This window comes from Streptococcus sp. FDAARGOS_192 (assembly GCF_002073815.2).
In the GTDB taxonomy this organism is placed as follows: Bacteria; Bacillota; Bacilli; order Lactobacillales; family Streptococcaceae; genus Streptococcus; species Streptococcus salivarius_H.
This window is the reverse complement of record NZ_CP020431.2, coordinates 199,527-225,113: the sequence shown is the minus strand read 5'-3', so window position 1 is coordinate 225,113 and position 25,587 is coordinate 199,527. Positions and strand designations below refer to the sequence as shown.

The 25,587-nt window shown below is 40.3% G+C and carries 23 protein-coding genes, 3 tRNA genes and 1 other RNA gene; 3 read left to right on the top strand and 24 right to left on the bottom strand.

The features are described 5' to 3' along the window. Window positions 1–71 precede the first annotated feature (71 nt). The 12 genes from recR to argF form a co-directional block, all read right to left on the bottom strand. On the bottom strand, window positions 72–668 hold the full coding sequence (recR, locus tag A6J31_RS02135; protein ID WP_080610360.1) for a recombination mediator RecR: 597 nt from the start codon (window positions 666–668) through the stop codon (window positions 72–74). A 140-nt stretch (window positions 669–808) separates the two neighbouring features. Further along, window positions 809–2,923 carry a penicillin-binding protein PBP2B gene (pbp2b, locus tag A6J31_RS02130; protein ID WP_080610359.1) on the bottom strand — a complete coding sequence of 705 codons (2,115 nt, stop codon included), beginning with the start codon at window positions 2,921–2,923 and terminating at the stop codon, window positions 809–811. Between the two features lie 121 nt (window positions 2,924–3,044). Then, window positions 3,045–3,881 (bottom strand): NAD(P)H-hydrate dehydratase, encoded by an 837-nt coding sequence (locus A6J31_RS02125; RefSeq protein ID WP_080610358.1) that lies wholly within the window; start codon window positions 3,879–3,881, stop codon window positions 3,045–3,047. A 3-nt stretch (window positions 3,882–3,884) separates the two neighbouring features. After that, the gene (locus A6J31_RS02120; protein WP_080610357.1) at window positions 3,885–4,739 is read right to left on the bottom strand and encodes a bifunctional methylenetetrahydrofolate dehydrogenase/methenyltetrahydrofolate cyclohydrolase; all 855 of its coding nucleotides are present in this window, start codon (window positions 4,737–4,739) and stop codon (window positions 3,885–3,887) included. A 147-nt stretch (window positions 4,740–4,886) separates the two neighbouring features. After that, complete coding sequence (locus tag A6J31_RS02115) at window positions 4,887–5,663, bottom strand: alpha/beta fold hydrolase (RefSeq protein WP_080610356.1); 777 nt, start codon at window positions 5,661–5,663, stop codon at window positions 4,887–4,889. Between the two features lie 149 nt (window positions 5,664–5,812). Next, complete coding sequence (locus A6J31_RS02110) at window positions 5,813–5,953, bottom strand: FeoB-associated Cys-rich membrane protein (protein WP_002890392.1); 141 nt, start codon at window positions 5,951–5,953, stop codon at window positions 5,813–5,815. Between the two features lie 17 nt (window positions 5,954–5,970). Beyond that, entirely contained in the window at window positions 5,971–8,109 is a 2,139-nt protein-coding gene (gene feoB / locus A6J31_RS02105; protein ID WP_080610355.1) for a ferrous iron transport protein B, read from the bottom strand. Beyond that, window positions 8,106–8,582, bottom strand: coding sequence for a ferrous iron transport protein A (locus A6J31_RS02100; protein WP_037620398.1), 477 nt, complete (start codon window positions 8,580–8,582; stop codon window positions 8,106–8,108). The genes feoB and A6J31_RS02100 overlap by 4 nt, the downstream gene beginning before the upstream one ends. A gap of 171 nt (window positions 8,583–8,753) precedes the next feature. Then, window positions 8,754–9,488 carry an amino acid ABC transporter ATP-binding protein gene (locus tag A6J31_RS02095; protein ID WP_002886191.1) on the bottom strand — a complete coding sequence of 245 codons (735 nt, stop codon included), beginning with the start codon at window positions 9,486–9,488 and terminating at the stop codon, window positions 8,754–8,756. Beyond that, on the bottom strand, window positions 9,488–10,168 hold the full coding sequence (locus A6J31_RS02090; RefSeq protein WP_002886081.1) for an amino acid ABC transporter permease: 681 nt from the start codon (window positions 10,166–10,168) through the stop codon (window positions 9,488–9,490). The genes A6J31_RS02095 and A6J31_RS02090 overlap by 1 nt, the downstream gene beginning before the upstream one ends. Window positions 10,169–10,481: 313 nt before the next feature. Beyond that, window positions 10,482–10,712, bottom strand: a complete 231-nt coding sequence (locus tag A6J31_RS02085; protein ID WP_002885970.1) for a DUF1797 family protein — start codon at window positions 10,710–10,712, stop codon at window positions 10,482–10,484. A 68-nt stretch (window positions 10,713–10,780) separates the two neighbouring features. Continuing rightward, the gene (gene argF, locus A6J31_RS02080; RefSeq protein WP_073688458.1) at window positions 10,781–11,761 is read right to left on the bottom strand and encodes an ornithine carbamoyltransferase; all 981 of its coding nucleotides are present in this window, start codon (window positions 11,759–11,761) and stop codon (window positions 10,781–10,783) included. A 242-nt stretch (window positions 11,762–12,003) separates the two neighbouring features. Here argF and A6J31_RS02075 point away from each other — a divergent pair, with 242 nt between their 5' ends. The 3 genes from A6J31_RS02075 (at window position 12,004) to A6J31_RS02065 (ending at window position 15,187) form a co-directional block, all read left to right on the top strand. Further along, a complete protein-coding gene (locus tag A6J31_RS02075) occupies window positions 12,004–14,274 on the top strand; it encodes an ATP-dependent Clp protease ATP-binding subunit (protein WP_037620401.1) in 2,271 nt (756 codons plus the stop codon). Window positions 14,275–14,416: 142 nt separating this feature from the next. Beyond that, window positions 14,417–14,875: an NUDIX hydrolase gene (locus A6J31_RS02070; RefSeq protein ID WP_002885978.1), complete on the top strand. Its 459-nt coding sequence runs from the start codon at window positions 14,417–14,419 to the stop codon at window positions 14,873–14,875. Between the two features lie 9 nt (window positions 14,876–14,884). Beyond that, on the top strand, window positions 14,885–15,187 hold the full coding sequence (locus A6J31_RS02065) for a DUF1827 family protein (protein ID WP_002885967.1): 303 nt from the start codon (window positions 14,885–14,887) through the stop codon (window positions 15,185–15,187). A 45-nt stretch (window positions 15,188–15,232) separates the two neighbouring features. Here A6J31_RS02065 and A6J31_RS02060 read toward each other — a convergent pair whose 3' ends face one another. The 12 genes from A6J31_RS02060 to parC form a co-directional block, all read right to left on the bottom strand. Then, a complete protein-coding gene (locus tag A6J31_RS02060; protein WP_080610354.1) occupies window positions 15,233–16,195 on the bottom strand; it encodes a Gfo/Idh/MocA family protein in 963 nt (320 codons plus the stop codon). Between the two features lie 97 nt (window positions 16,196–16,292). Next, window positions 16,293–17,528, bottom strand: coding sequence for an aminoacyltransferase (locus A6J31_RS02055; RefSeq protein ID WP_002885926.1), 1,236 nt, complete (start codon window positions 17,526–17,528; stop codon window positions 16,293–16,295). Next, window positions 17,506–18,189, bottom strand: coding sequence for a TVP38/TMEM64 family protein (locus A6J31_RS02050; protein ID WP_014633415.1), 684 nt, complete (start codon window positions 18,187–18,189; stop codon window positions 17,506–17,508). Before A6J31_RS02050 ends, A6J31_RS02055 begins: the two co-directional genes overlap by 23 nt. 82 nt (window positions 18,190–18,271) lie before the next feature. Then, window positions 18,272–18,892 (bottom strand): DUF3862 domain-containing protein, encoded by a 621-nt coding sequence (locus A6J31_RS02045; protein ID WP_002885892.1) that lies wholly within the window; start codon window positions 18,890–18,892, stop codon window positions 18,272–18,274. Between the two features lie 45 nt (window positions 18,893–18,937). Continuing rightward, window positions 18,938–19,287: a transfer-messenger RNA gene (gene ssrA / locus A6J31_RS02040) on the bottom strand. A 250-nt stretch (window positions 19,288–19,537) separates the two neighbouring features. Beyond that, a tRNA-Arg gene (locus A6J31_RS02035) sits at window positions 19,538–19,609 on the bottom strand. Between the two features lie 69 nt (window positions 19,610–19,678). Beyond that, window positions 19,679–20,881: a 30S ribosomal protein S1 gene (gene rpsA, locus A6J31_RS02030; RefSeq protein WP_003094841.1), complete on the bottom strand. Its 1,203-nt coding sequence runs from the start codon at window positions 20,879–20,881 to the stop codon at window positions 19,679–19,681. Window positions 20,882–21,001: 120 nt separating this feature from the next. Beyond that, a tRNA-Gln gene (locus A6J31_RS02025) sits at window positions 21,002–21,073 on the bottom strand. A gap of 68 nt (window positions 21,074–21,141) precedes the next feature. Then, window positions 21,142–21,222: transfer RNA gene (locus A6J31_RS02020), tRNA-Tyr, on the bottom strand. Between the two features lie 60 nt (window positions 21,223–21,282). Beyond that, window positions 21,283–21,513, bottom strand: a complete 231-nt coding sequence (locus A6J31_RS02015) for a DUF2969 domain-containing protein (protein WP_002886057.1) — start codon at window positions 21,511–21,513, stop codon at window positions 21,283–21,285. 118 nt (window positions 21,514–21,631) lie between these two features. Beyond that, window positions 21,632–22,654, bottom strand: coding sequence for a branched-chain amino acid aminotransferase (locus tag A6J31_RS02010; RefSeq protein ID WP_080610353.1), 1,023 nt, complete (start codon window positions 22,652–22,654; stop codon window positions 21,632–21,634). A 165-nt stretch (window positions 22,655–22,819) separates the two neighbouring features. Beyond that, a complete protein-coding gene (gene parC, locus A6J31_RS02005) occupies window positions 22,820–25,276 on the bottom strand; it encodes a DNA topoisomerase IV subunit A (RefSeq protein WP_080610352.1) in 2,457 nt (818 codons plus the stop codon). Between the last annotated feature and the right edge of the window lie 311 nt (window positions 25,277–25,587).

Sequence of the window (25,587 nt, the reverse complement as noted above, 5' to 3'; positions counted from 1 at the left end):
TTATTTTACCAAATTTTTAATGAGAAACCTACTTACTGCAAACAAAAAGCGCTGGATTACCAACACTTTTCCTAAAGTTCTGTTCGATTTTCGATAGCTCTTAGCAAGGTCACTTCATCAGCATACTCGATGTCAGAACCAACAGCCAAACCACGCGCTAAACGAGTCACCTTGATTCCCGCAGGTTTGAGGACACGTGAAATATACATAGATGTTGCCTCACCATCTGCTGTTGCATTAGTAGCAATGATAACTTCGTCAACCTCGCTATCCATAAGACGAGTAATCAAACTTTTCAAGTTAATATCATCTGGTCCAACACCATTCATAGGGGAAATAAGCCCTTGAAGCACATGGTAGAGACCACGGTATTCCTGAATCTTTTCCATAGCTGAAACATCTTTGGAGTCTTCAACAACCAAAATCTTAGTACGATCTCTCGTTTCATCTGTACAAATGTTACAGGGATCATCATCTGTCAAACGACCACAGACCGAACAATAAGTCAATTCACGTTTGGCTGCCAAGAGGTTTTTTGCGAAATCATTGACATCTTCATCAGACATGGTAATGGTATAAAAAGCTAGGCGTGTCGCTGTTTTAGCCCCAATTCCAGGGAGTTTTGAAAAACTATCAATCAGCTTCGCAATTGGAGTAGGATAAAGCATGAAGGTCTCCTGTTCTTTATATGATTTTATTCATCTCTTATCTTATGTCACTGTCATGGATATGTCTTTACCCAAGAACAAATACTCAAACACTATATCACAGAAAAATCCCTCGTGCAAGGCACAAGAGATTTTCATATTTAGTGAGTATTTTGATAAAGTTCCATGATAGCTTTGACCGCATTTTGATGAGCCTTACTCTTCCAGTCTAAAGCATGTGGGTACATAATCCCAACTGCCAACTTCGTACCATCTTTAGCGGTCGCATAGGCCACGGCATTAAGGTTAACCGTTGTTACAGAGTTACCAGAAGCATCCGTCGCATAGGTTTCGGCTGTCCCTGTTTTACCACTGATTGGAATGATAGAACTTGCCATAGCTTTACCAGTCGCAAGGCTAGATCCTGAATTAACAACATCATTAAAGCCTTGTTGGATAATACCCATCTGCTCAGAGTCGAGAGGTAAGGTATTTAATACACGTGTATCTACTGTTGAGGCTAGAGTTCCTAGACTACCATTAGATCCTGCATCATAGATACCTCCAACGATATGAGGGGCTACACGTTTACCCCCATTGGCAATTGAAGCAACATACTGAGCTAGCTGAATGGTTGTATAAGAATCGTACTGACCAAAGGCCTCTGTCAGAACGTTGGCTACATTGTAATTCTTAGAAATATACCCTTCTGATTCTCCAGGCAAATCAAGTCCTGTAGATACCCCCATACCAAAATCAGCGTAGGTATCACGAAGTGTCGTCATGGCCTTATCCATATTGTCAGTCGACAAGGCCATGCCTGGAACATATTGTTGGCCAAGTAGTTTGATTGCAATCTGCACCATATAGGTATTTGATGAATATTCTAGAGCCTGTGTCGCGGTAATAGGACGGCTACCTTGATCTGTAAACCAAGATGTAATCGAGGCTGAACCAGCAATGTTGATTGGTTGGTCAGTCAAGACCTGATTTCCATAGATGGCTCCTGAACGCCAACCAGCAGTTAGGGTTGCTCCCTTAACAACAGATCCTGGAATAAAGACATCAGTGATTGTTCCTAAGGCATTTGCTTTAAAATCTTGTGCTCCTTGTTCATGTTTTTGCCCCGCCATGGCAAGTACAGCACCAGTGTCAGCATTCATAACAACGGCATACATTCCTTCAGAATAGGTTGCTTTATTCTCTGAAATTTCTGAAGAAAGCTGTTGACCTAGGATGTCTTCAACTCCCTTTTGGAAATCAAGGTCGATGGTCAACTGCAGATTGTTCCCCTTGCTGCCCTTTTGAGTGATTTTATCACTAGCAACTTTGCCTTCCTTGTCTACTGTAATCTCACGAACAGTATGTTTTCCTTGTAGTTTCTCTTCATATTCTTTTTCTAGATAGGACGTTCCTACACGGTCATTAAGTGCATACCCTTTTTTGAGGTACTCCTTGGCATCTTCTTGTGGCAAACCTGCTTCTGAACTTGAGACTTTCCCGATGAGAGGTGACAAGGCTGAATCAACCGTATGGCGTTCCCAATCCTTAGCAACCGTAATACCATTGAGTTCCTTCTGTTTAGCTGCTACAATCGCAATTTGTTCAGGCGTCAAGTCTCCTGTTTTCAATGTGACTGTTGAGAAATTAGAAACAGCATTCATCTGTGAGTAAATGTAGACAATCTTAAGTTCATCCTCAGAGTAATCCACTGCTTCATCAGGAACTGCATCAACAGCATTGTTGTAGATAGTAGCTTCAGCTAATTTATTACCAAATTTATCTGTTTTCTTGTCGTTTGGAAGATCATTAACAACACGCTTATAAGTGGCAGAATCCGCTAGATAGAAATCGCGTTTCTGGCGTGCTGTTACCTTCGTCTCCGTTAGTGTTACCATGGTCGCTAACTTTTCAGCGACCTTCTTCATAGTATCTGATGACACCAAATTGCTACGTGTAAAGGTGATAACGTCCTTACTCTGGTTGGTCGTGAGGGCAACCCCTTTAGCATCAAAGATTTGCCCACGTTCGCTTGCAATTCTAACCGTATACTTGGAGTTATCCTCTAATTTCTTAGTATAAAACGATTTGTTATAAACCTGCATATAGGTCAAACGTGCAAAAAGCAACAAAAAAAGGACAAAGACTACACCAAAAAGCAAGTAAACACGACGTGAGATGTTTACTGGCTTTCTAGGTTTATTCGCTCGTTTTTCTTTTTGTTTTTGGCGCCGTTTTTCCCATTTTTGACTGAGTTTTTTCGAAAATGATGTCACTTTTTTTCCTCTATGTTCTCATAAAAATTCTCTTTTATTTTATCACAAATAAGCTTTAGCAAACTTAAAAAAATGTCGAAATCGAAAAAAACTTGCCTCAATACAAGACACGTTTTTTAGATTATAATGATAACTTTTTCATCCAGCTAGGAATAGCTTTACTGATATGTGTCGGCAAAACCACATAGGCATTTTTAGCCAGATCATCAGCGATAGCTGAGTGAAGCCAGGTAGCCACTGTGACAGCCTTATAGCGATCAATTGAAGGGAACTGAGCCAGAAAACCAGTAATCATACCAGCCAAGGTATCTCCCATTCCTCCTGTGGCTTGATAAGGCCCACCAACTTCTAAATGAGCTACTTTTTCACCCTGATAGACAGCCGTCTTGTGACTCTTGGCAACCAGGATTGTCCCAGCTCGGAACTCTCCCAAGGCTTTTTGAGTGTTGGAAACTGTCTGCTCTGGAATCCTTAAACCTGACAAGCGTTCCCATTCTTTTTGATGTGGGGTGAGAGTAAGGTGACAATCTGGTAAGTCCTTCTTATTTTTCTTAGCCAAAAGATTGAGAGCTGAACCATCAACAACCAAATTTTGATCTGCCCTAATATTTGCCAGCACCAAGTCCATAGCCTGACTAGCTGCACCTTCTTCACCTAGGCCAGAACCGATTAATACCACATCAGCTGCCCTAAGATTCTCAAGAAATCTTTCAGTCTCTCTAAGGTCAAAAGCCATGGCTTCAGGGAGATGAGCATGAAGGGCTGTGATATTTTCACGATCCGTAGCCACTGTGACCAAGCCTGCCCCACTATTGACACAAGCTATGGCAGCCATAATGATGGCACCACCATAAGGATAAAGCCCACCAACTAAAAGCAATCGACCGTAAGAACCCTTGTGAGACTCTCTCAAGCGAGGTGTTATCACTTGCCTAGCTAAATCGTCATCAACTTTCATAAACTATCCTTTCGCACTACGAAGAGCAGCTTGATAGGTCTGTTCCATAAGCATAGTAATAGTCATAGGGCCTACACCACCTGGAACAGGCGTGATCATGCCAACCTTATCTTTCACTTGATCAAAATCAACGTCACCACAAAGTTTGCCTTCTTCATCACGGTTGATTCCCACATCAATGACAACAGCACCCTCTTTGACATATTCTTCTGTTACAAATTTTGCACGTCCAATAGCTACAATCAAGACATCTGCCTTACTACAAACCTTAGCCAAATGCGGTGTTCGTGAGTGGGTCAAGGTAACTGTTGCATTCTTTTCTAGAAGAAGCTGAGCCATAGGTTTACCAACAATATTACTACGTCCAATGATAACTGCTGTCTTACCTTCCAATTCAACATTGTACTCACGAAGGATTTCCATAATCCCAGCCGGTGTACAAGGCACCATTTGACGGCGACCATTCCAAAGATTACCAGTATTCATAGGATGGAAACCATCGACATCTTTTTTAGGATCAATAGCCAAAAGAATACGCATTTCATTAATATGATTCGGCAGTGGCAACTGAACCAAGATACCATGGAAAAGCGGATCCTGATTATAGCGCTCAATAACTTCAATCAACTCTTCCTCACTAATACTCTCAGAAAGATTGACCGTCTGACTATGGAAGCCAGCCTTTTTAGCAGCACGTTCCTTATTTCGCACATAAACCTGACTGGCAGGGTTATCACCGACCATGATTACCACGAGTCCTGGCACAATCCATTCCTTTTCTTTTAGACGTGCTACCTTTTCTTGCAATTGATCCTGCATTTTAACAGCTAGGGCCTTACCATCCATTATTATCGCCATGGGTGTTCTCCAATACATACTTTTTTTCAATTATACCATAGTGAGGACTCTTTGTGACTAAATTTTCTAAATTTTCAAAAAGACGTTTCAAGTGAAAACTAAAAAAGCTGGAATTGCCTTCCAACTTCTTCTGATTATCTTTCGTGACTAATCCACAAAATCATTTTGCTGGCTCCAACCCTTAATAACCTTCAAGGTCTTCTGCTGGTATTTGCCACTTTCATACATGTGATCTGCACCTGTTAAGGAAACGAGAACAGAATCACGGTAGTTCTTAGCTGTTCTTCTAGCAATATTAGGATGAGTCATCTTATCCTTGGTTCCTGAAATGACGAGAACAGGACATAAAATGTTACTAAAGTCCACATAAGCTGCCTTTGTCTTATCAAACCAATGAAGAGCCATCTGAGTATAAACTTTTCCTGATTCAGGAACCAGACCAGCAAAAACTTCCTCTTTCAAAGTTTCCTCTTGTTCATTCATGCAATACTTGAAAAACTCCTTTTTATAAGGGGGCATGGCTTTTTTCCAAAACCCCCAGCGTAAAAAGTGTTTGCCAAAACAAGCTAACATGGTTGGATAAAAGGCATAAATATCTGCTGTCGGAGCAGGTCCCATGAGAATCATACCAGCAACTTCTGTCTTTTCAGCAACCATTTGAGCCACCAGACAGCCTAAAGAGTGCCCTAAAATGAGTGGTGGTTGGTCTAGACTTTCAATCAAAGCCACTAAATCATCTCGATAGTCCTGCAAGGTAACAGTCCCAACTTTAGCTAGGCACTCTTGATAAGGTAGGTCATGGTAACGAAAGCTAGGTGTATGCACCTTATATCCCATTTGACGTAGACCTGTCGCAAATTCTCCCCAAACATTGCCATCACACCAGGTCCCATGAATTAGGACAATCTCTTTGTTCAAAACCATTCCTTATACATCTCCCTTTTTTGTTAAAAATTTAGATTATTTATCTATCTTATAGTATCACACTTCCAACCTAGATACCTTTATACATTTCTTACAATCGTAAGAAAATGGTCTCTTAAATGAATAAGAGACCATTTTTCTATATATTATTAGCGATTAGCCTTATGCATTTCTTCCTTAACTGGACAAGAACACTCGCAATCGCCACAAGATCCTTTGCCTTTGATATAGTGACGGATGCCAAGACCAGCCAAAGCAAAAATAATGAAAGCAATGATAAAGGTAGACATAACAATTCCTCCTAAACCTAAATATGAGCTTCTTGAAGATTATCCAAGCTAATGATTTGATCCTTAATCTGACGTGGTTTACGAACAACAAAGTAAATCATCGTTACTAAAAGTAAGAAAGCAACCAAAGTCCAAATTGTCATTGACTTACCGTACAGGATGACTTGACCAAACTGGTAAAGGATTAAACTCACACAATAAGCTAGACCTGTTTGGAAACCGATAGCCCCAACCGTCCATTTAAGATTGGCCATTTCACGCTTAATAGCTCCAATAGCCGCAAAACATGGCGCACAAAGCAAGTTAAAAATCAAGAAGGAATAGGCAGCTAGGGAAGAATAATCTCCTCGCAGAGCCTCAGCCAGACCCGCCTCACTGCTATTATGATAGAGAATACCAAAGGTGGCAACAACGGTCTCCTTGGCAGCTAAACCTGTGAGAGCCGCAACTGTTGCCTTCCAATTTCCAAATCCGAGTGGGTCAAAAATCCAAGACAAGCCCTTACCTAAAGTCGCCAAAATGCTAACTTCCGTATCTACAGTATGTAGGGTAAAGTTGTAGTTAGACATAAACCAGATAAGAACGGTCAAACTGAAAATGATGGTTCCCGCACGTTTGACAAAACTCATAGCCTTACCAAAAGCATAACGCAAGACCGACATGGCTTTAGGCCAGTGATAGGCAGGCAATTCCATAATAAACGGACTGGTTAAACCACCTAAAAAACTCGTCTTTTTGAGGGCAATACCCGATAGGATAATAGCAGCCATCCCAATAAAATAGGTACTTGGTGCTACTAAAGAATTACTAGGGAAGAAAGCTCCAGCAATCAAGGCAATAATTTCCAACTTGGCCGAACAAGGCATGAAGGTTGCCGTCATAATGGTAATGCGACGGTCCCTTTCATTTTCAATGGTTCGACTAGACATAACCGCTGGAACCCCACAACCTGTAGAAATCAACATAGGAATAAAGGATTTCCCAGAAAGACCAAAACGTCGGAAAATACGGTCCATAACAAAGGCAATACGACTCATATATCCAATGTCCTCAAGCACACCCAAACAGATAAAGAGCACAAATATTTGAGGTAGGAATCCTAGTACTGTCCCAATCCCAGCGACAATCCCATCAACAATCAAAGACTTAAGCCAGTCCTGAACTTGAAGATAGTCAAGACCAGACGTTACCAAATCTGGAACATACTTACCAAAAAGCACATCGTTAGCCCAGTCTGTCCACATGGTTCCAACAGTCTGAATAGATAAGAAATAAACCAAATACATAACCACTGCGAAAATTGGCAAGGCCAAAATACGGTTGGTGACAATCCTATCAATCTTATCCGACAAGGTCAGGGCAAAATCTTCTGTATGACTTTGAGCCATCTGACAAACTCGTTCGATAAAGGCATAACGCTCATTAATGACAATTGACTCCGCATCTTCGGTGAAAACTTCCTCAGTGATTCGAATGATGTCTTTGATTTCTTTTCGTTGGAATGGGGACAAGTCTAGCTCAGCCTCAACTAAAGCATCGTGTTCAAAGAGTTTAATGGCGTAAAAACGCGCAGACCTTTGCGGCACCGAATTTCCCAAGACTTCCAAAATTTGTGAGATGGCAGCTTCTAATTTATCGTCATAAATTGGAAAAGCAATGTCAGCAACTGTAGAGGTTGTCGTATGTGCCGCCTTCTTCACAACCTGATCAATACCAGTTTGCTTGAGAGCACTAGTAGCTACTACTGGGACGCCTAGATGGTAAGATAATTTATCAACATTAATCTGTTTTCCCTGAGCCTCTAAAACATCACTCATGTTAAGCGCTAAAGTGACTGGAATACCTGTCTCAATCAACTGCGTTGTCAGATAAAGATTACGCTCCAAATTTGTCGCATCGACTACATTTAAAATGCTGTCGGCCCTTTGGCTCAACAAATAGTCACGCGCTACCTTTTCTTCAGGACTATAGGGTGACATTGAGTAAATTCCTGGTAAATCCTGGATTTCTAAATCCTTATTCTTTTTAACCAGACCACTTTTTCGTTCTACAGTAACACCCGGCCAGTTACCAACACGCTGATTGTTCCCTGTTATCAGGTTGAATAAACTGGTTTTACCACTATTAGGATTACCTATTAATGCAATTTCTGTCATTTTTCCTCTCCCTCATCCAGCATGACCACACTAATCATTTGCGCTTCCGACTTGCGTAGGGTTAATTCGTACCCTCTCAAACTAATTTCTAGAGGATCTCCCAAAGGGGCTACCTTACGCAACAACACCCGAGTACGCTTTGTAATTCCCATATCCATAAGACGTCGTTTGGTTTCATTTGCTGAAAAAATATCAGTAACGATAGCCGAACGTCCAACCGGTAATTCAGAAAGAGGTATCTTTTCCTGATTTTCCTCCGCAGGTGCCAAATCAATCTTATCTAGAATCGAAGCATCAAAGGCTAAGCGACTCCCTTTAACGATAATAATAGCACTGTTTTTGGTCTTAGTTACCACCTCAATCGTTTCACCGGCAGCCAACCCTAGGTTAGATAAGTGCAAAAGACTATCCTTAGGGAGGTTAATGCCAAGAATCCGGTAAGGCGTTTTTAAGGCCGCATCATATATGAGCATATTTCTTGACCTACTTTATTATTTTTGATATGGCATCATTATAGCATATTTATCCATCTTTTCCGCAATATTATCCTAAACAAGAATGATTCTAGAAAAGCAGAACACAAAAAGAAAAGGCCGGAAAAGTTCCAGCCTTCACAAACAATGTATACATACTTAATGAATATCTTACAAAACTTTACTCAAGAAATCCTTGGTACGATCTTCCTTAGTATTGTCGAAAATCTCTTGTGGTGTGCCTTCTTCGACAATAACACCGCCATCCATAAAGATAACACGATCAGCCACTTCATAAGCAAAGCCCATTTCGTGGGTAACGATTGCCATTGTCATCCCTGATTTAGCAAGGTCCTGCATAACTGCAAGAACTTCACCAACCATTTCTGGGTCAAGGGCTGATGTTGGTTCGTCAAACAAGAGAACATCTGGATCCATAGCCAAACCACGTGCAATCGCAATACGTTGTTGCTGACCACCTGATAGACTTGTTGGGTAGGCATCTGCCTTATCTTTCAAGCCAACCTTTTCTAAAAGTTCCATAGCCTTTGCTTCTGCATCAGCTTTAGAAACACCCTTAGTCTTAATTGGCGACAAGGTGATATTTTCTTTAACTGTCATATTAGGGAAGAGGTTGAACTGTTGGAAAACCATTCCCATCTTCTCACGCATTTTGAAAATGTCGTTATTTTTATCTGTAATATCCACACCTTCAAAGGAAATAACACCTTTTGTAGGTTTCTCAAGCAAGTTCATTGAGCGTAGGAAGGTAGATTTTCCTGATCCTGAAGGACCGATGATAACCACTACCTCACCCTTTTTAATATCTAGATCAATCCCTTTGAGAACTTCGTTCTTACCAAAATACTTGTGAAGATTTTTAATCTCAATAATTGTTTCTGCCATTATTTACGTCCCTCCCCAAGTCGTTTTTCCATTTGTTTCAAGAGTGCCGTCATAGCCGTTGTCACAATCAAATAATAGAAGGCTGCGAACAAGAGCGGTGTCAAGGTCAAGTAGGTTGTTGTTGCAACAGTTTGTGCACCATTCCACAATTCCATAACTCCGATGGTTTGCAAGAGCGAACTATCCTTGATAATAGTAACAAACTCGTTACCCAAGGCAGGCAAGATATTTTTAATAGCTTGAGGCAAGACCACATAACGCATGGTATTCCATGGACGGATACCAAGTGAGTAGGCAGCTTCAACCTGACCTTTAGGAATAGACTCGATACCTGCACGCACACTCTCAGAAATATAAGCACCACTGTTCAAAGAAAGGACGATAATACCTGGAACGATACGTGACAAATCAAGGTTCAAAATGCCAAACTGAACAGTTGGAAGATTCATGTGGATGAGGTTAAAAGCAATCATAATCTGTACAACCATAGGAGTCCCACGGAAAACCCAAACATAAAGGCTTACCAACCACTCCAAAGGTTTGATTCCAGAACGCTTGGCCAAGGATACCAAAACCCCAAGGATGGTTCCGAAGAAGACCACGCAGACCGAAATCATAATTGTTACTAAGACACCATAGTTAAAGTAAGACCAAAACTGTGGTAGAAATGAAAAATTCATCTAGATACTCCTTACTAATATTCTTCAATATTATATCAGAAGACTGTATAATAATAAAGTATTTTCTTATAAATGCGATATTTCAGTATAAAAACTAAGTTATAGACCTAGCTAGCAAAACTCTTAAGCAATACACCTCATGTATTTCCAAGATGACACCACGCCAAAAACTTTGCCAATGAGTTGAAACACTGCCTGTTTTGACAAGCCATACAAGCATCACCCCATGCTTTCATCCTGATAAAAATGCCTGAAACTCGATAGTTTCAGGCATTCTGATTTTTGGAACCTTGTAAAGTTCCAAAATAATTTATTAGTAAAGCAAATCGTAGATTTCCATTGCAATCAAGTCGATGCTATCAAATGAATAAGATTCACGTGCTTCAACATCACGCAATGTGAAAACTGGACCATTTTCAGGATCGTTGCTAAATGATACTTCGGCAACAACCACTCCTTCACGTTCAAAATTACGTTTCAAATTACCACCATCAGCCGCCATCATTTCAAGACGGTTAATGATTCTCACCAAATGTGATTCCATGTTATTTCTCCTATTAATTGTGTATTTCTTACTTATTTTATCACACTTATGGGAAAAATGGGGGAATTTTAGATATTTTTCAAGGAATTGTACATAATGGCCTTGATAGAATGCATACGATTCTCAGCTTCTTGGAAGATGATATCGCTGTATTTTTGGAAGACTTGATCGGTGATTTCTAATTCTGCCAAACCATATTTGTCATAGATTTCTTGCCCAATTTGGGTATTGAGATCATGAAAAGCTGGGAGACAGTGCATAACGATGACATCTGGATTTTCCGTCTTGGCAAGTAGGTCTGCATTAATTTGATAAGGCAGGAGTAAATCAATACGAGATTTAAAGTCTACTTCTTCACCCATAGATACCCAGACATCCGTATAAAGCATATCCACTCCCTTGACCTCTGAAATATCATCTGTAATGGTTAAATCGGCACCATTATTATGTTTCTGAGCTAGGGCTACAATCTCATCTTCAGGTTGCAGCACCTCTGGGGCAATAATCTTGACATTAACGCCTAAAATAGCCGAAGTGACCAAAAGTGAGTTGGCCATATTATTTCTACCATCTCCAATATAGGCGATGGTCAAACCTTCCAAACTACCAAAACGCTCCTTCAAAGTCATGAAATCCGCAATCATTTGCGTTGGATGCCAGGTATCCGTCAAACCATTCCAGACCGGAACTCCTGAGTACTTAGCCAAATCTTCGACATCTTCTTGCTTAAAACCACGGTATTCGATTCCATCAAACATAGAACCAAGCACCTTGGCTGTATCAACTACAGATTCCTTTTTACCTAACTGAATGTCTCCAGCACCAAGGTAGGTCACATTCATACCTAGGTCCTGACCAGCCACTGTAAAAGCTGAGCGAGTTCTTGTGGATGTTTTTTCAAAAATCAAGGCAATATTTAAGCCATCTAAATATTTATGCGGAATTCCTTCCTTCTTTAGCTGTTTAAATTTTATAGATAAATCGATTAACTCCTCAAGTTCCTGCTTGGTAAAGTCGATTTCTTTCAAAAATGATTTAGCTTGTGTCATAGGCATCTCTCTTTCGTTCTGAATAATATAAAAACATTATATAATATTTATGCATTTTAGACAAGCATTTTTGAATTAAAATTCAATGTTAGCACTCTTGTTAAGAGAGTGCCAAACCTAGATGCTTTTTACTTGCAATCTACCTTCCGCATGCTATAATGGAGTCATAGATTTGACCTTTTTTGACCAAGATTGTTTTCAATAAAGATCTTTCCCAATTCAGATAGAAAAGAGGTACTGATATGCTCTGTCAAAACTGTAACCTTAATGAAGCTAGTATTCATTTGTATACCAATGTAAATGGTAATCAGCAACAAGTTGACCTCTGTCAAAATTGTTATAAAATCATGAAATCCGATCCAGAGAACCCCCTCAATCAATTCAATCAAACAGGAGGTTCCAACTTCTTCGACGATTTCTTCAGCGACCTAAATAACTTCCGTTCTTCTAACGGCGATCTTCCCAATACACCTCCAACACAAGAAGGAGGTAACCGAGGAAACGGTGGCAATACACAAGGGCCAGGCCGTCCAGGAGGACCACGCCAACAAGCTCCTCAACAGCCACAAGGTCTTCTTGAAGAGTTCGGCATTAACATCACTGACATCGCTCGTCGTGGAGATATTGATCCTGTCATTGGTCGTGACGAGGAAATCATTCGTGTCATCGAAATCCTTAACCGCCGTACCAAGAACAACCCCGTCCTCATCGGTGAACCCGGTGTCGGTAAGACTGCTGTCGTTGAAGGCCTAGCTCAAAAAATTGTAGACGGTAGCGTGCCACAAAAACTCCAAGGCAAACAAGTCATCCGTCTTGATGTGGTCAGTCTGGTTCAAGGGACTGGTATCCGTGGCCAATTTGAAGAACGCATGCAAAAACTCATGGAAGAAATTCGTCAACGTCAGGATGTTATCCTATTTATTGATGAAATCCATGAAATTGTGGGAGCTGGTAATGCTGGTGATGGCAATATGGATGCTGGAAACATCCTAAAACCTGCCCTTGCTCGTGGAGAACTTCAACTGGTCGGAGCAACAACACTCAACGAATACCGCATCATCGAAAAAGATGCTGCCCTAGAGCGTCGTATGCAACCAGTTAAGGTTGACGAACCAACGGTTGAGGAAACCATCACTATTTTGCGTGGGATTCAGCCTAAATATCAAGACTACCACCACGTCAAATATACGGACGAAGCAATTACTGCAGCTGCAGAATTGTCCAACCGCTACATTCAAGACCGTTTCTTGCCAGACAAGGCCATCGACCTTCTCGATGAAGCAGGTTCTAAGATGAACTTGACCCTCAACTTTGTTGATCCTAAAGATATCGACAAACGTTTGATTGAGGCTGAAAACCTCAAGGCTCAAGCTACTCGTGACGAAGACTTTGAAAAAGCTGCCTATTTCCGTGATCAAATTGCCAAATACAAGGAAATGCAAAAACAAACCATCAAAGACCAAGATATGCCTGTCATCACAGAAAAACATATCGAAGCCATTGTGGAACAAAAAACCAATATTCCTGTCGGTGATTTGAAAGAAAAAGAACAATCACAACTTCTTAGTCTTGCTGATGATCTTAAATCACATGTTATCGGACAAGATGCCGCAGTTGATAAGATTGCCAAAGCCATCCGTCGTAATCGTGTTGGATTGGGTGCACCAAATCGCCCAATTGGTAGCTTCCTCTTCGTAGGTCCTACAGGAGTCGGTAAAACTGAACTCTCTAAACAATTGGCGATTGAACTCTTTGGTTCAGCTGACAGTATGATTCGTTTCGACATGTCAGAATACATGGAAAAACACGCCGTTGCCAAATTAGTCGGTGCCCCTCCAGGATATGTCGGTTACGACGAAGCTGGTCAGTTAACTGAAAAAGTCCGCCGTAATCCTTATTCACTCATTCTTCTAGATGAGGTTGAAAAAGCTCACCCAGACGTTCTTCACATGTTCCTCCAAGTTCTTGACGACGGTCGCTTGACTGATGGTCAAGGGCGAACTGTAAGTTTCAAGGATACCATCATCATCATGACTTCAAATGCTGGTACAGGTAAAGTAGAAGCTAGCGTTGGCTTTGGAGCTGCCCGTGAAAATCGTACCAATTCTGTGCTTAACCAGCTTGGAGATTTCTTCAGCCCTGAATTCATGAACCGTTTTGACGGTATTATCGAATTCTCTGCCCTTAGCAAGGAAAATCTCCTCACTATCGTGGACCTCATGCTTGATAATGTCAACCAACGCTTGGCTAATAACGGTATCCACCTCAGTGTAACTGAGAAAGTTAAGGAAAAATTGGTTGACCTTGGTTACGATCCTAAGATGGGTGCTCGACCACTACGTCGTACCATCCAAGATCATATTGAAGACGCTATTACTGACTTCTACCTTGAAAATCCAAACGAAAAAGATCTCAAGGCAGTCATGACTTCAAAAGGCCACATCACCATTAAGTCTGCTAAAAAAGCCGAAAAAACTGCTCAGAAAGCTGAGACAGCAAAAGAAACTGATTAAATAAAGAAACCAAGTCGCAATGGCTTGGTTTCTTTATCTTTTCATTTCCTATTTTCAAATTTATCCCTAATTCTGCCTAAATCAATAGGAAAATGAGCAAAATTTTAGTATAATATAGGCAAATAAACGTAAGGAGCAACTCATGAATCCAACATTTGGTGACAAGGTTGAGGGAGCTCATTATCAAACACGTTACGGTGTTTATGCTGTGATTCCTAACCAAGAAAAGACAAAGATTATTTTAGTCCAGGCTCCTAACGGAGCTTGGTTTCTCCCAGGTGGAGAGATCGAAGCAGGCGAGGATCACTATAGCGCATTAGAACGCGAGTTAATTGAAGAACTTGGGTTTACAGCCACTTTAGGCCAGTACTATGGCCAGGCTGATGAATACTTCTATTCAAGCCACCGTGACACTTACTATTACAATCCAGCCTATATTTATGAAGTTGTAGATTTTTCAAAAATTGGCAAACCTCTCGAAGATTTCAATAACCTGGCCTGGTTTCCAATTGACGAAGCCATTGCTAAACTTAAACGTGGCAGTCATAAATGGGGAATCGAACAATGGAAAGAAACTAACACAACAACTGGCAAATCCTAGGAGGAAACTATGAAACTCATTAATACGACCCGTACACACCAAGAACTTGTTCAAAACCAACTTGACAACACGGATGCCTTTCTCGTAGAGACCTACTCTGCTGGGAATACTGATGTTGTCTTTACACAAGCACCTAAGCATTATGAACTCTTGATTTCAAATAAACACCGTGCTGTTAAAGACAATGAATTAGAAGTTATCCGTGAATTCTTCCTCAAACGAAAAATCGACAAGGATATCGTTTTGATGGACAAACTCAGAACAGTACACACTGACAAATTGATTGAGATCTCATTCCCAACAACTGTATAAGACAAAACAAGCAATGGCTAATACCACTGCTTGTTTTTTTGTATGTTACAAAGCTTTCGAAGCTTGATCCAGAACTTCCATAACCTGACGACTATGTTCCAACTGCTTGGCAACACTGTCAAAATCCTTGGTCGCCACCATCTTTTCAAAAGCCACAAATTCATCATGCATACGATGTTGTAGACTATTGAGATTGACGACTCTCTCTTTCTGACCATTGAGGGTGACGCCAATCTCAGGGAGAGTGTTGGTTGCACCAAAAATGGTAATAGCTCCCTTATCTCCTTGAATAGTTGAACGAATCTCGGCACTACAGTCTTTAGCTCCAATGGCAACAGCCTTAAAGTGACCATAGTCCAAAACTAGAATTCCTGACGTATCCACTCCTCGCTCCACATTAGGTAGATATTCCACACGATTAGGCTTACCAAAGAGACCAACCAGGAGATGGATATTATAGATATTAAGATCTCTAAGTGCTCCCCCACCCATTTCAGGGTTGAAGGCAGGAGCAATCTCTCCTCGCTTAAAGGCATCGTAACGTGAAGAATATTGAGAATAATTGATATTCACAATCTTAATATCTCCAATATCAGACAAGGCTTCCTTAATCGCTGTAAAATTAGCCAAATATTGATTGGTAATAGCCTCCATCAAGAGAAGCTCTTTTTCTTGCGCAAGCTTAGCCAGCTCTTCAAACTCTTCCAAATGTAAGGTGAAAGGTTTCTCACAAATAACATGCTTGCCGGACAAAAGTGCTTTCTTAGCATAATCATAGTGGGTATGGTTGGGCGTTCCCACATAAATCGTATCAACTTCTGGATTGGACAAAATCTCCTCATAATCACTAGTCGCCTGAGCCAAACCATATTGCTTAGCTAAAGCTTTAGCTTTGTCAAGTGATCGTGGTGTCGACATGATAGCTTTAAGCTCAATTCCTTCAATAGTAGTTAACACAGGAAGAACCTCTGTCACAATCATTCCTGTACCCAATAGTGCAAGTTTCATCAACTTACCTCCTTAATTTCTAATCTCTCTTTACAATGGTCCAAGCCCATATAGAGACTTATAATGAAAGAGGACTCAAATCGAAGTCCTCTAAAATTTAAGAACGTCCAAGCAGTTTCTTAACTCCTTGAATCGCTTTGTATTTAAGCGGTTGTGGATAATAGCGGAAGGTTCCCATCTTGCGAACAATGTAACCATTAAAGTTTTGTTTAAATCGCAAAACTCCATCTGAACCATCAAAAATCCCCATAATCCCAAGGAAATTATAGAAAGTAATACCACGTTTGATAGCTTGTGTCATCACATACTCTTGCAAGAGCGCTGGCGCATAAAACTTATTAAACTCAGGATAAGATCCACTAAAGAGATAAACAGCTTCTTGAGGGGTATAGACGAAAAGACTTCCAGCCAGAACAATGTCTTCCTGACCATACTTATCGATAAAGGCAGTTGCCTCTCCCTTACGAACATCAAAAGTCTCAAACTGACTTGATAGTTCTCTCAATTGGTTTTGCTTTTTCTCAGACTTTGGATTAGCCTCTAAATCAGCCTGGAGTTTAACAATTCTAGCCCCCAATTTAGCTTGATCACTTTCCAAATGGTCATAGTAATCTTGAAAATTCAGGGTAGCAACCATAAAATCAGCATTGTCACCAAAAGCATCATAAAAGTCTTGATAATAATCCAACGATTTATCACTATACTCACGACGATCAGAGGTCGCTGAAGTGATTTCTTTAAAAATGGATAACTCATCACGTTTCAGTTTTTTTAATTTAATCCCGAACGTTTTGGCTTTTTTAACCAGAGGTTTTCCCTTTTTACTAAAAGATTTGATGAGATCTTTTTCTTCAATCCCTGATAAATCCTTCACATAGTGCCAGTCAGGTTCACCACCAGGATAGCCTGTCTGTAAACCATCAAAGCTATAGCCTAAATCAGTCAATTGACTAATCAATTGCTTCTGCTCATCACTAGTTGGTTCACCATTACTATCAAAAGTTTGATAAGTATCATAAGGTTTGATTAATAGTTCAAGAGCACCATTTTCCTTAGCATAATCCTTCAAACCTTGGTAAAAGTCGCTTAGATGAGCTGTATTTGAGTGAATCGGTCCACAATTCACCTCCATACGAAGCCCACCAGTCATAGGCATGCTGTAGACAATTGCTGAGACTTCTAGCTGGTCTCCTTCTTTCCAAGCGACATAGCTAATGCTAAATCCACGTTTTTCAAGAAGCTTAGCCATTTCCTCAGTTTGCATAAAAGAACGCTCAGACACTTGTTGAGCATGTGTGTTAAATTCTTCTTTAGTTACTTGAATGAAGCTCATTTTTTTCCTTCCTAAAATGGATAAAGTAAATGACGAGTGAGATAAAAAGCAAGATGGCAAGTACTGCCACTAATGGCATTCGGATTGGACGGATATTAAGCAACAAATCTCCACTAACTGCATAAACAATCGATACTGGCGTCACTCCAATAAGTGTCGCCAAAATCCTCGTCCTTGTGGGTAAATTCATTTGAACACAAGCATAATTGACCAGAGCTGATGGTATAAATGGAATAGAGAAGGCCAGTGAAATCCCAATAAAGCGATGCTTAAAGTTCTCAATATAGTTTAGAAGTTTCTCCATGCGTTTGGACTTCTCTGGCTTTTCAAGTCTTCTCAGAATTTCAAAACTAGTCAAATTCCCAAAAGTATTACCAATAATATTCATCGGAATCGCAAGCAAAGGGCCATAGAGTAGCCCAACAAAAATACAAAAAATAGAACTTGAAACTCCAGGAATAGCCGATGACAGAATCATGAGACTAAGAAGGATCAGTGCATTTTGGAAATTAGCCTGCTTAAAAACTTCTCTTAAAAAGGCTTGATCATGCTTAGCGTTGGTCCATTCCTTGATTAAGGGGATGAAGTTATTTAAAAGAGGCCATAAGAATACCAGTATTAAACCGGCTATCCCTATAAAAAATAGTCTTTTTTTGGTCATTACATCTCCATAATTTTAATCGCTCCTTTTATTATAACAAAAAAATGCCTTCATTGATTTAGAAAGGCATCTTTTACTGCGATTACTTATTAATCAAATTTGCTTGTGACTTGTTTTCCAAGGCACCATTTTTAAAGTTAAGGGTAAGGCTACCTGTTTCACCCTTCTTAGCAACAAGGTTCGAAGACCAAAGCGCTTGTGTCATTGTTGCATCTGAAGAGACTGCAATCGAATAAACATCCGGTGTACCAAGCGTTTTGACAGCATCGTCATAGCTCGTTCCATTTTTGAGATTTTCGTACATCTTCAGTGTGATTTTAGGATCACGGACGTAAGAAAAGTTTGAAATTGACTTAACCACAGTGCTATTGTTAAAGAGTTTCGCTGTAACAACAACATTGTCATACTGCCAATTATAAACATCAAGCTTAGCATCTCCTGCCTGCTCCTGACTCGTTGATGAAGGTTCACCAAACCAGCCCTTCAAGCTATCAAGATTTGAGCCTCCTGAAAATTCCTGAGAAGCATTTGCCATGGTAATCTTATCAAAGTTCTGGCGAACATTCCCATGCTTAACGGTTAAAATCTTAGAGGCTTCATTATCCAAAGATCCCTTCGTCTCTGTCTTAGACGAAGATTTTCCACAAGCAGCTAGAGTAAAAAGTGAGAGACCTAAAACGGTCAAAGACAAAAGTTTTTTCATAATAAATTCCTATATATACAAATAAAAGGCTGACGCCTCTGGTTTTTATGGAGCCGGTGGGAGTCGAACCCACGTCCAAACACCTGCCAACATATTCGTCTACAACCATAGGTTATGTCTTTCATTTAACAGATAGACGACACATAACTCAAGCCTTCTATCTGCGAGCCTATAAATCTCTTTTCAACCAGCTAGGCAATGGTCAAACGTAGCTTATAAATCAATAAAACCTCTAAACAAACATAAGCAATCTGCTAGAAGTCACGCGAGCAGGTGTTTAGGCTGCTACAGCGTAAGAATTAGTATTTTTTGCAGTTATATTTAACTGAGCGTTTACGTCGCCACACGAGTCGCAGAATATGCCTCATAATGCCTGTCGAATCCGTAACGACCCCAATATGAGATACTGTGTATTATAGCAAATTTTTTAATAAATTGCAAAAGATTAGCCAAACTGTCTCCCCAATAAATCAACTATGGTGGTGCTAATAAAGTAGTTTCCTTTGTTATTAGGATAAGCTAATAGCTTTTTTCTGTATGCTTGCCTTCTTCCCCTTCAATGCCAAAAGATTTTATGAAATACTTTTACTAAAACTTACCAACTAAAAAACGTTGAGAGAACAATTCACTCAACGTTTTTCTTTTTGCACCCTAAGGGAATCGAACCCCTATCTCAAGAACCGGAATCTTACGTGATATCCATTACACTAAGGGTGCTAACAGTATACTATTATAGCATACTCTAAAATAGAAAAAAAGACATGTTTCCATGCCTCTTTTTTTATCTTACAATTCGATATCTCCGAAAAGATCCGCCATTGAGAATCCAGATTGAGTTTCTGGAAGTTCGTAGTCACGTTTTTCTTGACGTTTTGGACGACGTGGACGTGATTGACGTTTTTCGTTGTTTTCGCCTTCAGCGTTAGCTGGACGTTCTTCAAGAGCTTTGATTGAAAGTGATACACGTTCTGCATCAGCGTTTACTTCAAGAACTTTAACAGTAACGTCTTGACCTACTGAAAGAACATCTTTTGGATTTTCAACACGTTTGTGTGAAATTTGTGAGATGTGAACAAGTCCATCGATACCTGGCAATACTTCAACGAAAGCACCGAAGTCAGTCAAGCGTTTAACTTTACCTTCGATAACATCACCAGCAGCAAGTTTTTGTTCAACGCCATCCCATGGTCCAGGTGTTGTTGCTTTAAGTGAAAGTGATACACGTCCTGCTTCTTCGTCGATAGCAAGAACTTTAACTTCAACTTCATCACCTACAGATACAACTGATTTAGGTGAAACGTTACGTTCGTGAGACAATTCAGTCACGTGAACAAGTCCGTCAACACCACCAAGGTCGATGAAAGCACCGAAGCTTGTCAAACGAGCAACTTTACCAGTTACGATTGAACCAACTTCAAGTTTAGAGAAGACTTCTTTACGAGCTTCTGCAGCTTCTGCTTCAACAACTTCACGACGTGAAAGGATGAAACGGTTTTCAGCTGGATCAACTTCTTTGATTTTAGCGTCAAATTCTTGACCTACAAATTGTTCAGTGTTACGAACAAAACGAGTATCAATCATTGAAGCTGGAATAAATCCACGAAGACCTTCAAATTCAACTGAAAGTCCACCTTTAACAGCGCGTGTTCCTTTAACAGTAACAACTTCTTCTTCACGACCAACAAGTTTATCCCAAGCTTTGCGAGCTTCCAAGCGTTTTTTAGATACAAGGTAAGTTACAGTATCAGTATCTTTACCAACAACTTGACGAAGAACAAGCACTTCAAGTGTTTCACCAACTTTAACAAGGTCTGCAACGTTTGCGTCACGGTCGTTTGTCAATTCACGACGTGTCAAAACACCTTCGATACCAGTTCCTTCGATAACAACATTTGCTTGATCATTATCTACTGAGATAACTTCAGCTGTTACAACGTCACCTGTGTTAACTTCGCTAACACTGTTTAGCAATTCTTCAAATTCGTTCATTCTAAAAAGATCCTCCAACAAGAGCCAGCCAATTCTGACCCTTGATAACAATATATTTTTAAAGGTACCCGCAAAGACAATGGTTAACATAGACGGTGCCAATGCACCCGATACCTTTTACTGGGGTAGCTGGATTCGAACCAACGCATGAGGGAGTCAAAGTCCCTTGCCTTACCGCTTGGCTATACCCCAATAGCAAAATGCTATAAAAAAACATCTAAGTACTTGATATCGACTATCCCGATTCAGTTTCTTAGACATGGAGAGAGAGGGATTCGAACCCCCGAACCCGAAGGAGCGGATTTACAGTCCGCCGCGTTTAGCCTCTTCGCTATCTCTCCTTAAGAACAAGAAATAGTATATCACAGTTTCTTGACCAAAGCAAGCCTTTACTTTGGATTTTAATGATTAAGATTGTATGATTCAATAATGGCAGCTACTGCATCATCCATTTTTTTGTGGAAACCTACAACATTTTCCTTGTCAACAACGGCAAACTTACCATCAATTTCCACAATTTGTCCGATGACTTTCTTACCAACAAGAAGTTCAAAACCTTCAATAGTTGCTTTATTGACGACTACTTTAGCATCATTAATTTGGATTTCAATTTTTTTATCTTTTTTACTCATAGATTTATACCCGATCCTTGGTTCGAGCCATCCTTTCTTAATGTATCTTCTTAATTCTACCGAAAAAGAAAAAAGCTTGCAAGAGCAAGCCTTAAAATAATCGTTTATCTATTAAGAATTAGTCAACTTTGAAAATCCATCCTTCTGGTGCTTCAACATCACCAAATTGGATACCTGTCAACTCATCATAAAGTTTACGTGTTACAGGACCTACTTCTGTTTCTGAATAGAAGACATGGAAGTCATCACCATGTTGTACCCCACCAATTGGTGAAATAACGGCAGCTGTACCACAGGCACCTGCTTCGACAAATTTATCCAATTCGGAAATCTTAACATCACCTTGGATAGCTTTCATGCCAAAGCGATTTTCAGCCAAGTAAAGCAATGAGAACTTAGTGATAGATGGCAAGATAGATGGGCTGAGTGGTGTAACGAATTCGTTATCGGCTGTGATACCAAAGAAGTTTGCAGAACCCACTTCTTCAATCTTAGTGTGAGTTGCTGGATCAAGGTAAATCACGTCAGAGAAGTTATGGTCATGTGCAATCTTACCTGGCAACATACTTGCCGCGTAGTTACCACCAACCTTAGCAGCACCTGTACCATGTGGAGCAGCACGGTCATAATCATCTTGGATAAGGAAGTTTGTTGGAGCCAAACCACCTTTGAAGTAGTTACCTACTGGCATAGCAAAAATGGTAAAGATATACTCATCTGCTGGATGCACACCAATGATATCACCAACCCCAATCAACAATGGACGGAGATAAAGTGTTGCACCTGTACCATATGGTGGAACATATTCTTCATTTGCACGTACAACTTGTTTACATGCATCTACAAATTTGTCAACGGGAACTTGTGGCATCAAAAGACGATCCGCAGTACGTTGCAAACGTTTAGCATTTTCATCTGGACGGAACAATTGAATAGATCCATCTTTAGTACGGTAAGCCTTGAGGCCTTCAAAAGCTTCTTGACCATAGTGAAGGGCTGGAGATGCTTCTGAAATATGCAAAGTCGCATCCTCAGTCAATTGCCCCTCATCCCATTTACCGTCTTTGTAATATGAGATATAACGGAATGGAAGTTTACTGTAATTAAATCCTAGATTTTCCCAGTCTAAATCAACTGTCATGTGTATATCCTCTTTTCTGTTACTATGTGCTTTCTAGTATAGTCCTTTTCATTGAAAATTTCAAGGTTATGTTGCAAAATTCTGACAATTCTTTTTAAAACACTTATTTTGCCCATCAAAGAAAAAAACTCTGCCCTCTAATAAGAGAACAAAGCTTTCTTATCTTTATCTTTCAATAATCTTGGCAGAAAAGACTTCTTTGTCTGCTAATCCTTCAATGAAACTACCGTTACTAGTACGGTCTGAAAGATTTAGAAGGGACAAGTCAACCTCTGCCGTTTCGCCTGTTGTTGCTGTTACAAGCAAGGTCTGAGGAGTCTCTTCCACTGGTGTTGCTAGAAGATCTATTTCGCCACCAGCATTCTCCGTAAAGACTGGACCCGCAGTAAAGACACGATGTGGTTTAGTCTTAAGCTCACGAAGAACTTGGAGACCTCGACCAGCTCGCTTAGCCTGCGGAATATCGGCTGTAGCCACACGTTTGAGACTAGCCCTTTGTGTCAGAAGGTAGAAACTTTGAGTATTTGCTACAAAAACAGCCTGAACGGTATCATCATCCTTAAGATTGATTGCCTTAACACCTGCTGCCTTGGCACCAACTACTGGAACTTCGTCCGCGTTAAAGCGAAGGGCATAACCCTTTTGAGTGATAATCATGATATCATCCAATTGAATTGGCGTAACCGTAACAATAAAATCACTATCATCCTTGAGTTTAGCGTATTTAACCGACTTAGACTTGTAGGTACGCCATGGCGTAAATTCCTTGCGTTCGAAACGTTTAATCTGACCCAGCTTGGTAGCTGCTAGGTAAGTACCTGTTTCAAAATCATCCAGGATTTCTGCGTAAAGCACTTCTTCATCCTTAGATAAATTGGTGATAGTTTGTGATAAATGCTCTCCCAAATCCTTCCAACGAATATCTGGCAACTCATGAATTGGACGATAAATCACATTGGCCTGATTAGTGAACATCAAGAGGTGTTGTGTCGTCTTAGCTTGCTGAACCAAGATCAAATCATCATCATCACGTTTTCCGACTTCGTCAATCGTTGAAGCATTGAAAGAACGTGGGCTAGTACGTTTTACATAACCACCGCGAGTGATGCTGACATAGGTTTCTTCTTCAACAATCAAACTTGCAGTATCAATTTCAATAGTCTTGGTTTCGGCTTGCAACTCTGAACGACGGTCATTACCAAATTTCTTCTTAATGTCACGGAGTTCACGTTTCATGACATTAAACATGGTACGCTCATCACCAATGATGGCAGCCAAGGTCGCGATTTGTTCACGTAAATCAGCTTCCTCATTTTGGAGAGTGACGATATCCGTATTGGTCAAACGATAAAGTTGCAAGGTCACGATAGCTTCAGCTTGTTCTTCTGAAAAATCATAGCTGACTTTAAGATTTTCCTTGGCATCAGCCTTATTTTCAGAAGCTCGGATAAGGGCAATAACCTCATCCAAAATAGAGATAACACGAATCAGCCCTTCAACAATATGAAGGCGTTTTTCAGCTTTTTCCTTGTCAAATTTTGAACGAGCAACGATAATATCGCGACGGTGAGCAATGTAGCTAGATAAAATCTTTTGCAAGCCCACTTGACGTGGGGTGAAATTATCGATAGCCACCATGTTGAAATTATAGTTGACCTGAAGGTCCGTATATTTCAAAAGATAGTTAAGAATGGTTTGGCTGTCAGCATCCTTCTTAAGTTCGATAGCAATACGCAAACCTGTACGGTCAGACTCGTCACGAACTTCTGCAATGCCTGGAACCTTGTTATTGACCCTTACATCATCGATTTTTTTAACAAGAACCGCCTTATTAACATCGTAAGGAATCTCAGTAACGATGATTTGCTCCTTACCACCTTTGAGTTGTTCAATTTCAGTACGTGAGCGCACAACTACTCGTCCCTTACCAGATTCGTAAGCCTTGCGAATCTCATCTTTGCCCTGAATGATAGCTCCTGTTGGGAAATCTGGACCAGGCAAGAATTCCATCAATTTATCCAGTTTAGCAGATGGGTGATCAATCATGTAGACAACAGCATCGATGACTTCTGACAGATTATGCGGTGGAATATCTGTGGCATAACCAGCAGAAATCCCTGTAGCCCCATTAACCAAGAGGTTTGGAAAGGCTGCAGGTAAAACGGTTGGTTCCTTCTCTGTATCATCAAAGTTCCAAGCCCAAGGAACGGTGTTTTTATCAATATCTTGAAGAAGGTAGCCAGCAATCTCTGACAAGCGCGCCTCTGTATAACGCATAGCCGCTGGTGGATCACCATCCATAGAACCGTTGTTACCGTGCATTTCAACTAAGATTTCACGATTCTTCCAGTCCTGAGACATACGCACCATGGCATCATAAATGGAACTATCGCCATGTGGGTGAAAATTACCCATAATGTTACCCACCGATTTGGCAGATTTACGATAGCCCTTGTCATGGGTATTGCCATCCTTATTCATGGAATAAAGAATACGACGTTGAACGGGTTTCAAACCGTCACGAATGTCAGGAAGCGCACGCTCCTGAATAATGTATTTGGAGTAGCGTCCAAAACGCTCCCCCATGATGTCCTCAAGGGACATGTTTTGAATATTAGACATAAGATTTCTCTTTATTTTTTAGTTTAAGTAATGATTTGAAATAATGTGAAAGACAAATAGTAACTTTCCTACCTAACTGCCACGCTTCATAATGTCTTTCCTTGACTTTGCAACTGTAGAAGAATGGTTTTCACCTTCCTAATTTCTATTTCACCAACCACAAATTGAACGACTGTACTTATCACAATTAAAATGAAAAATACACAAGATAGTGTCAATGAAGTAGAAAGTTCCCCAAAGAATAAGATAAAGTTTAAGAGTGATAAACAAGTCATTAAAGAGGCGTTGATTACGAGAACAGTAGCTAGCGG

Coding starts and splice junctions, on each gene's coding strand:
- recR (WP_080610360.1), bottom strand. CDS start 668: ATGCTTTATCCTACTCCAATTGCGAAGCTGATTGATAGTTTTTCAAAA.
- A6J31_RS02125 (WP_080610358.1), bottom strand. CDS start 3,881: ATGAAAGTTGATGACGATTTAGCTAGGCAAGTGATAACACCTCGCTTG.
- A6J31_RS02120 (WP_080610357.1), bottom strand. CDS start 4,739: ATGGCGATAATAATGGATGGTAAGGCCCTAGCTGTTAAAATGCAGGAT.
- A6J31_RS02115 (WP_080610356.1), bottom strand. CDS start 5,663: ATGGTTTTGAACAAAGAGATTGTCCTAATTCATGGGACCTGGTGTGAT.
- A6J31_RS02110 (WP_002890392.1), bottom strand. CDS start 5,953: ATGTCTACCTTTATCATTGCTTTCATTATTTTTGCTTTGGCTGGTCTT.
- feoB (WP_080610355.1), bottom strand. CDS start 8,109: ATGACAGAAATTGCATTAATAGGTAATCCTAATAGTGGTAAAACCAGT.
- A6J31_RS02100 (WP_037620398.1), bottom strand. CDS start 8,582: ATGCTCATATATGATGCGGCCTTAAAAACGCCTTACCGGATTCTTGGC.
- A6J31_RS02095 (WP_002886191.1), bottom strand. CDS start 9,488: ATGGCAGAAACAATTATTGAGATTAAAAATCTTCACAAGTATTTTGGT.
- A6J31_RS02090 (WP_002886081.1), bottom strand. CDS start 10,168: ATGAATTTTTCATTTCTACCACAGTTTTGGTCTTACTTTAACTATGGT.
- A6J31_RS02085 (WP_002885970.1), bottom strand. CDS start 10,712: ATGGAATCACATTTGGTGAGAATCATTAACCGTCTTGAAATGATGGCG.
- argF (WP_073688458.1), bottom strand. CDS start 11,761: ATGACACAAGCTAAATCATTTTTGAAAGAAATCGACTTTACCAAGCAG.
- A6J31_RS02075 (WP_037620401.1), top strand. CDS start 12,004: ATGCTCTGTCAAAACTGTAACCTTAATGAAGCTAGTATTCATTTGTAT.
- A6J31_RS02070 (WP_002885978.1), top strand. CDS start 14,417: ATGAATCCAACATTTGGTGACAAGGTTGAGGGAGCTCATTATCAAACA.
- A6J31_RS02065 (WP_002885967.1), top strand. CDS start 14,885: ATGAAACTCATTAATACGACCCGTACACACCAAGAACTTGTTCAAAAC.
- A6J31_RS02060 (WP_080610354.1), bottom strand. CDS start 16,195: ATGAAACTTGCACTATTGGGTACAGGAATGATTGTGACAGAGGTTCTT.
- A6J31_RS02055 (WP_002885926.1), bottom strand. CDS start 17,528: ATGAGCTTCATTCAAGTAACTAAAGAAGAATTTAACACACATGCTCAA.
- A6J31_RS02050 (WP_014633415.1), bottom strand. CDS start 18,189: ATGACCAAAAAAAGACTATTTTTTATAGGGATAGCCGGTTTAATACTG.
- A6J31_RS02045 (WP_002885892.1), bottom strand. CDS start 18,892: ATGAAAAAACTTTTGTCTTTGACCGTTTTAGGTCTCTCACTTTTTACT.
- rpsA (WP_003094841.1), bottom strand. CDS start 20,881: ATGAACGAATTTGAAGAATTGCTAAACAGTGTTAGCGAAGTTAACACA.
- A6J31_RS02015 (WP_002886057.1), bottom strand. CDS start 21,513: ATGAGTAAAAAAGATAAAAAAATTGAAATCCAAATTAATGATGCTAAA.
- A6J31_RS02010 (WP_080610353.1), bottom strand. CDS start 22,654: ATGACAGTTGATTTAGACTGGGAAAATCTAGGATTTAATTACAGTAAA.
- parC (WP_080610352.1), bottom strand. CDS start 25,276: ATGTCTAATATTCAAAACATGTCCCTTGAGGACATCATGGGGGAGCGT.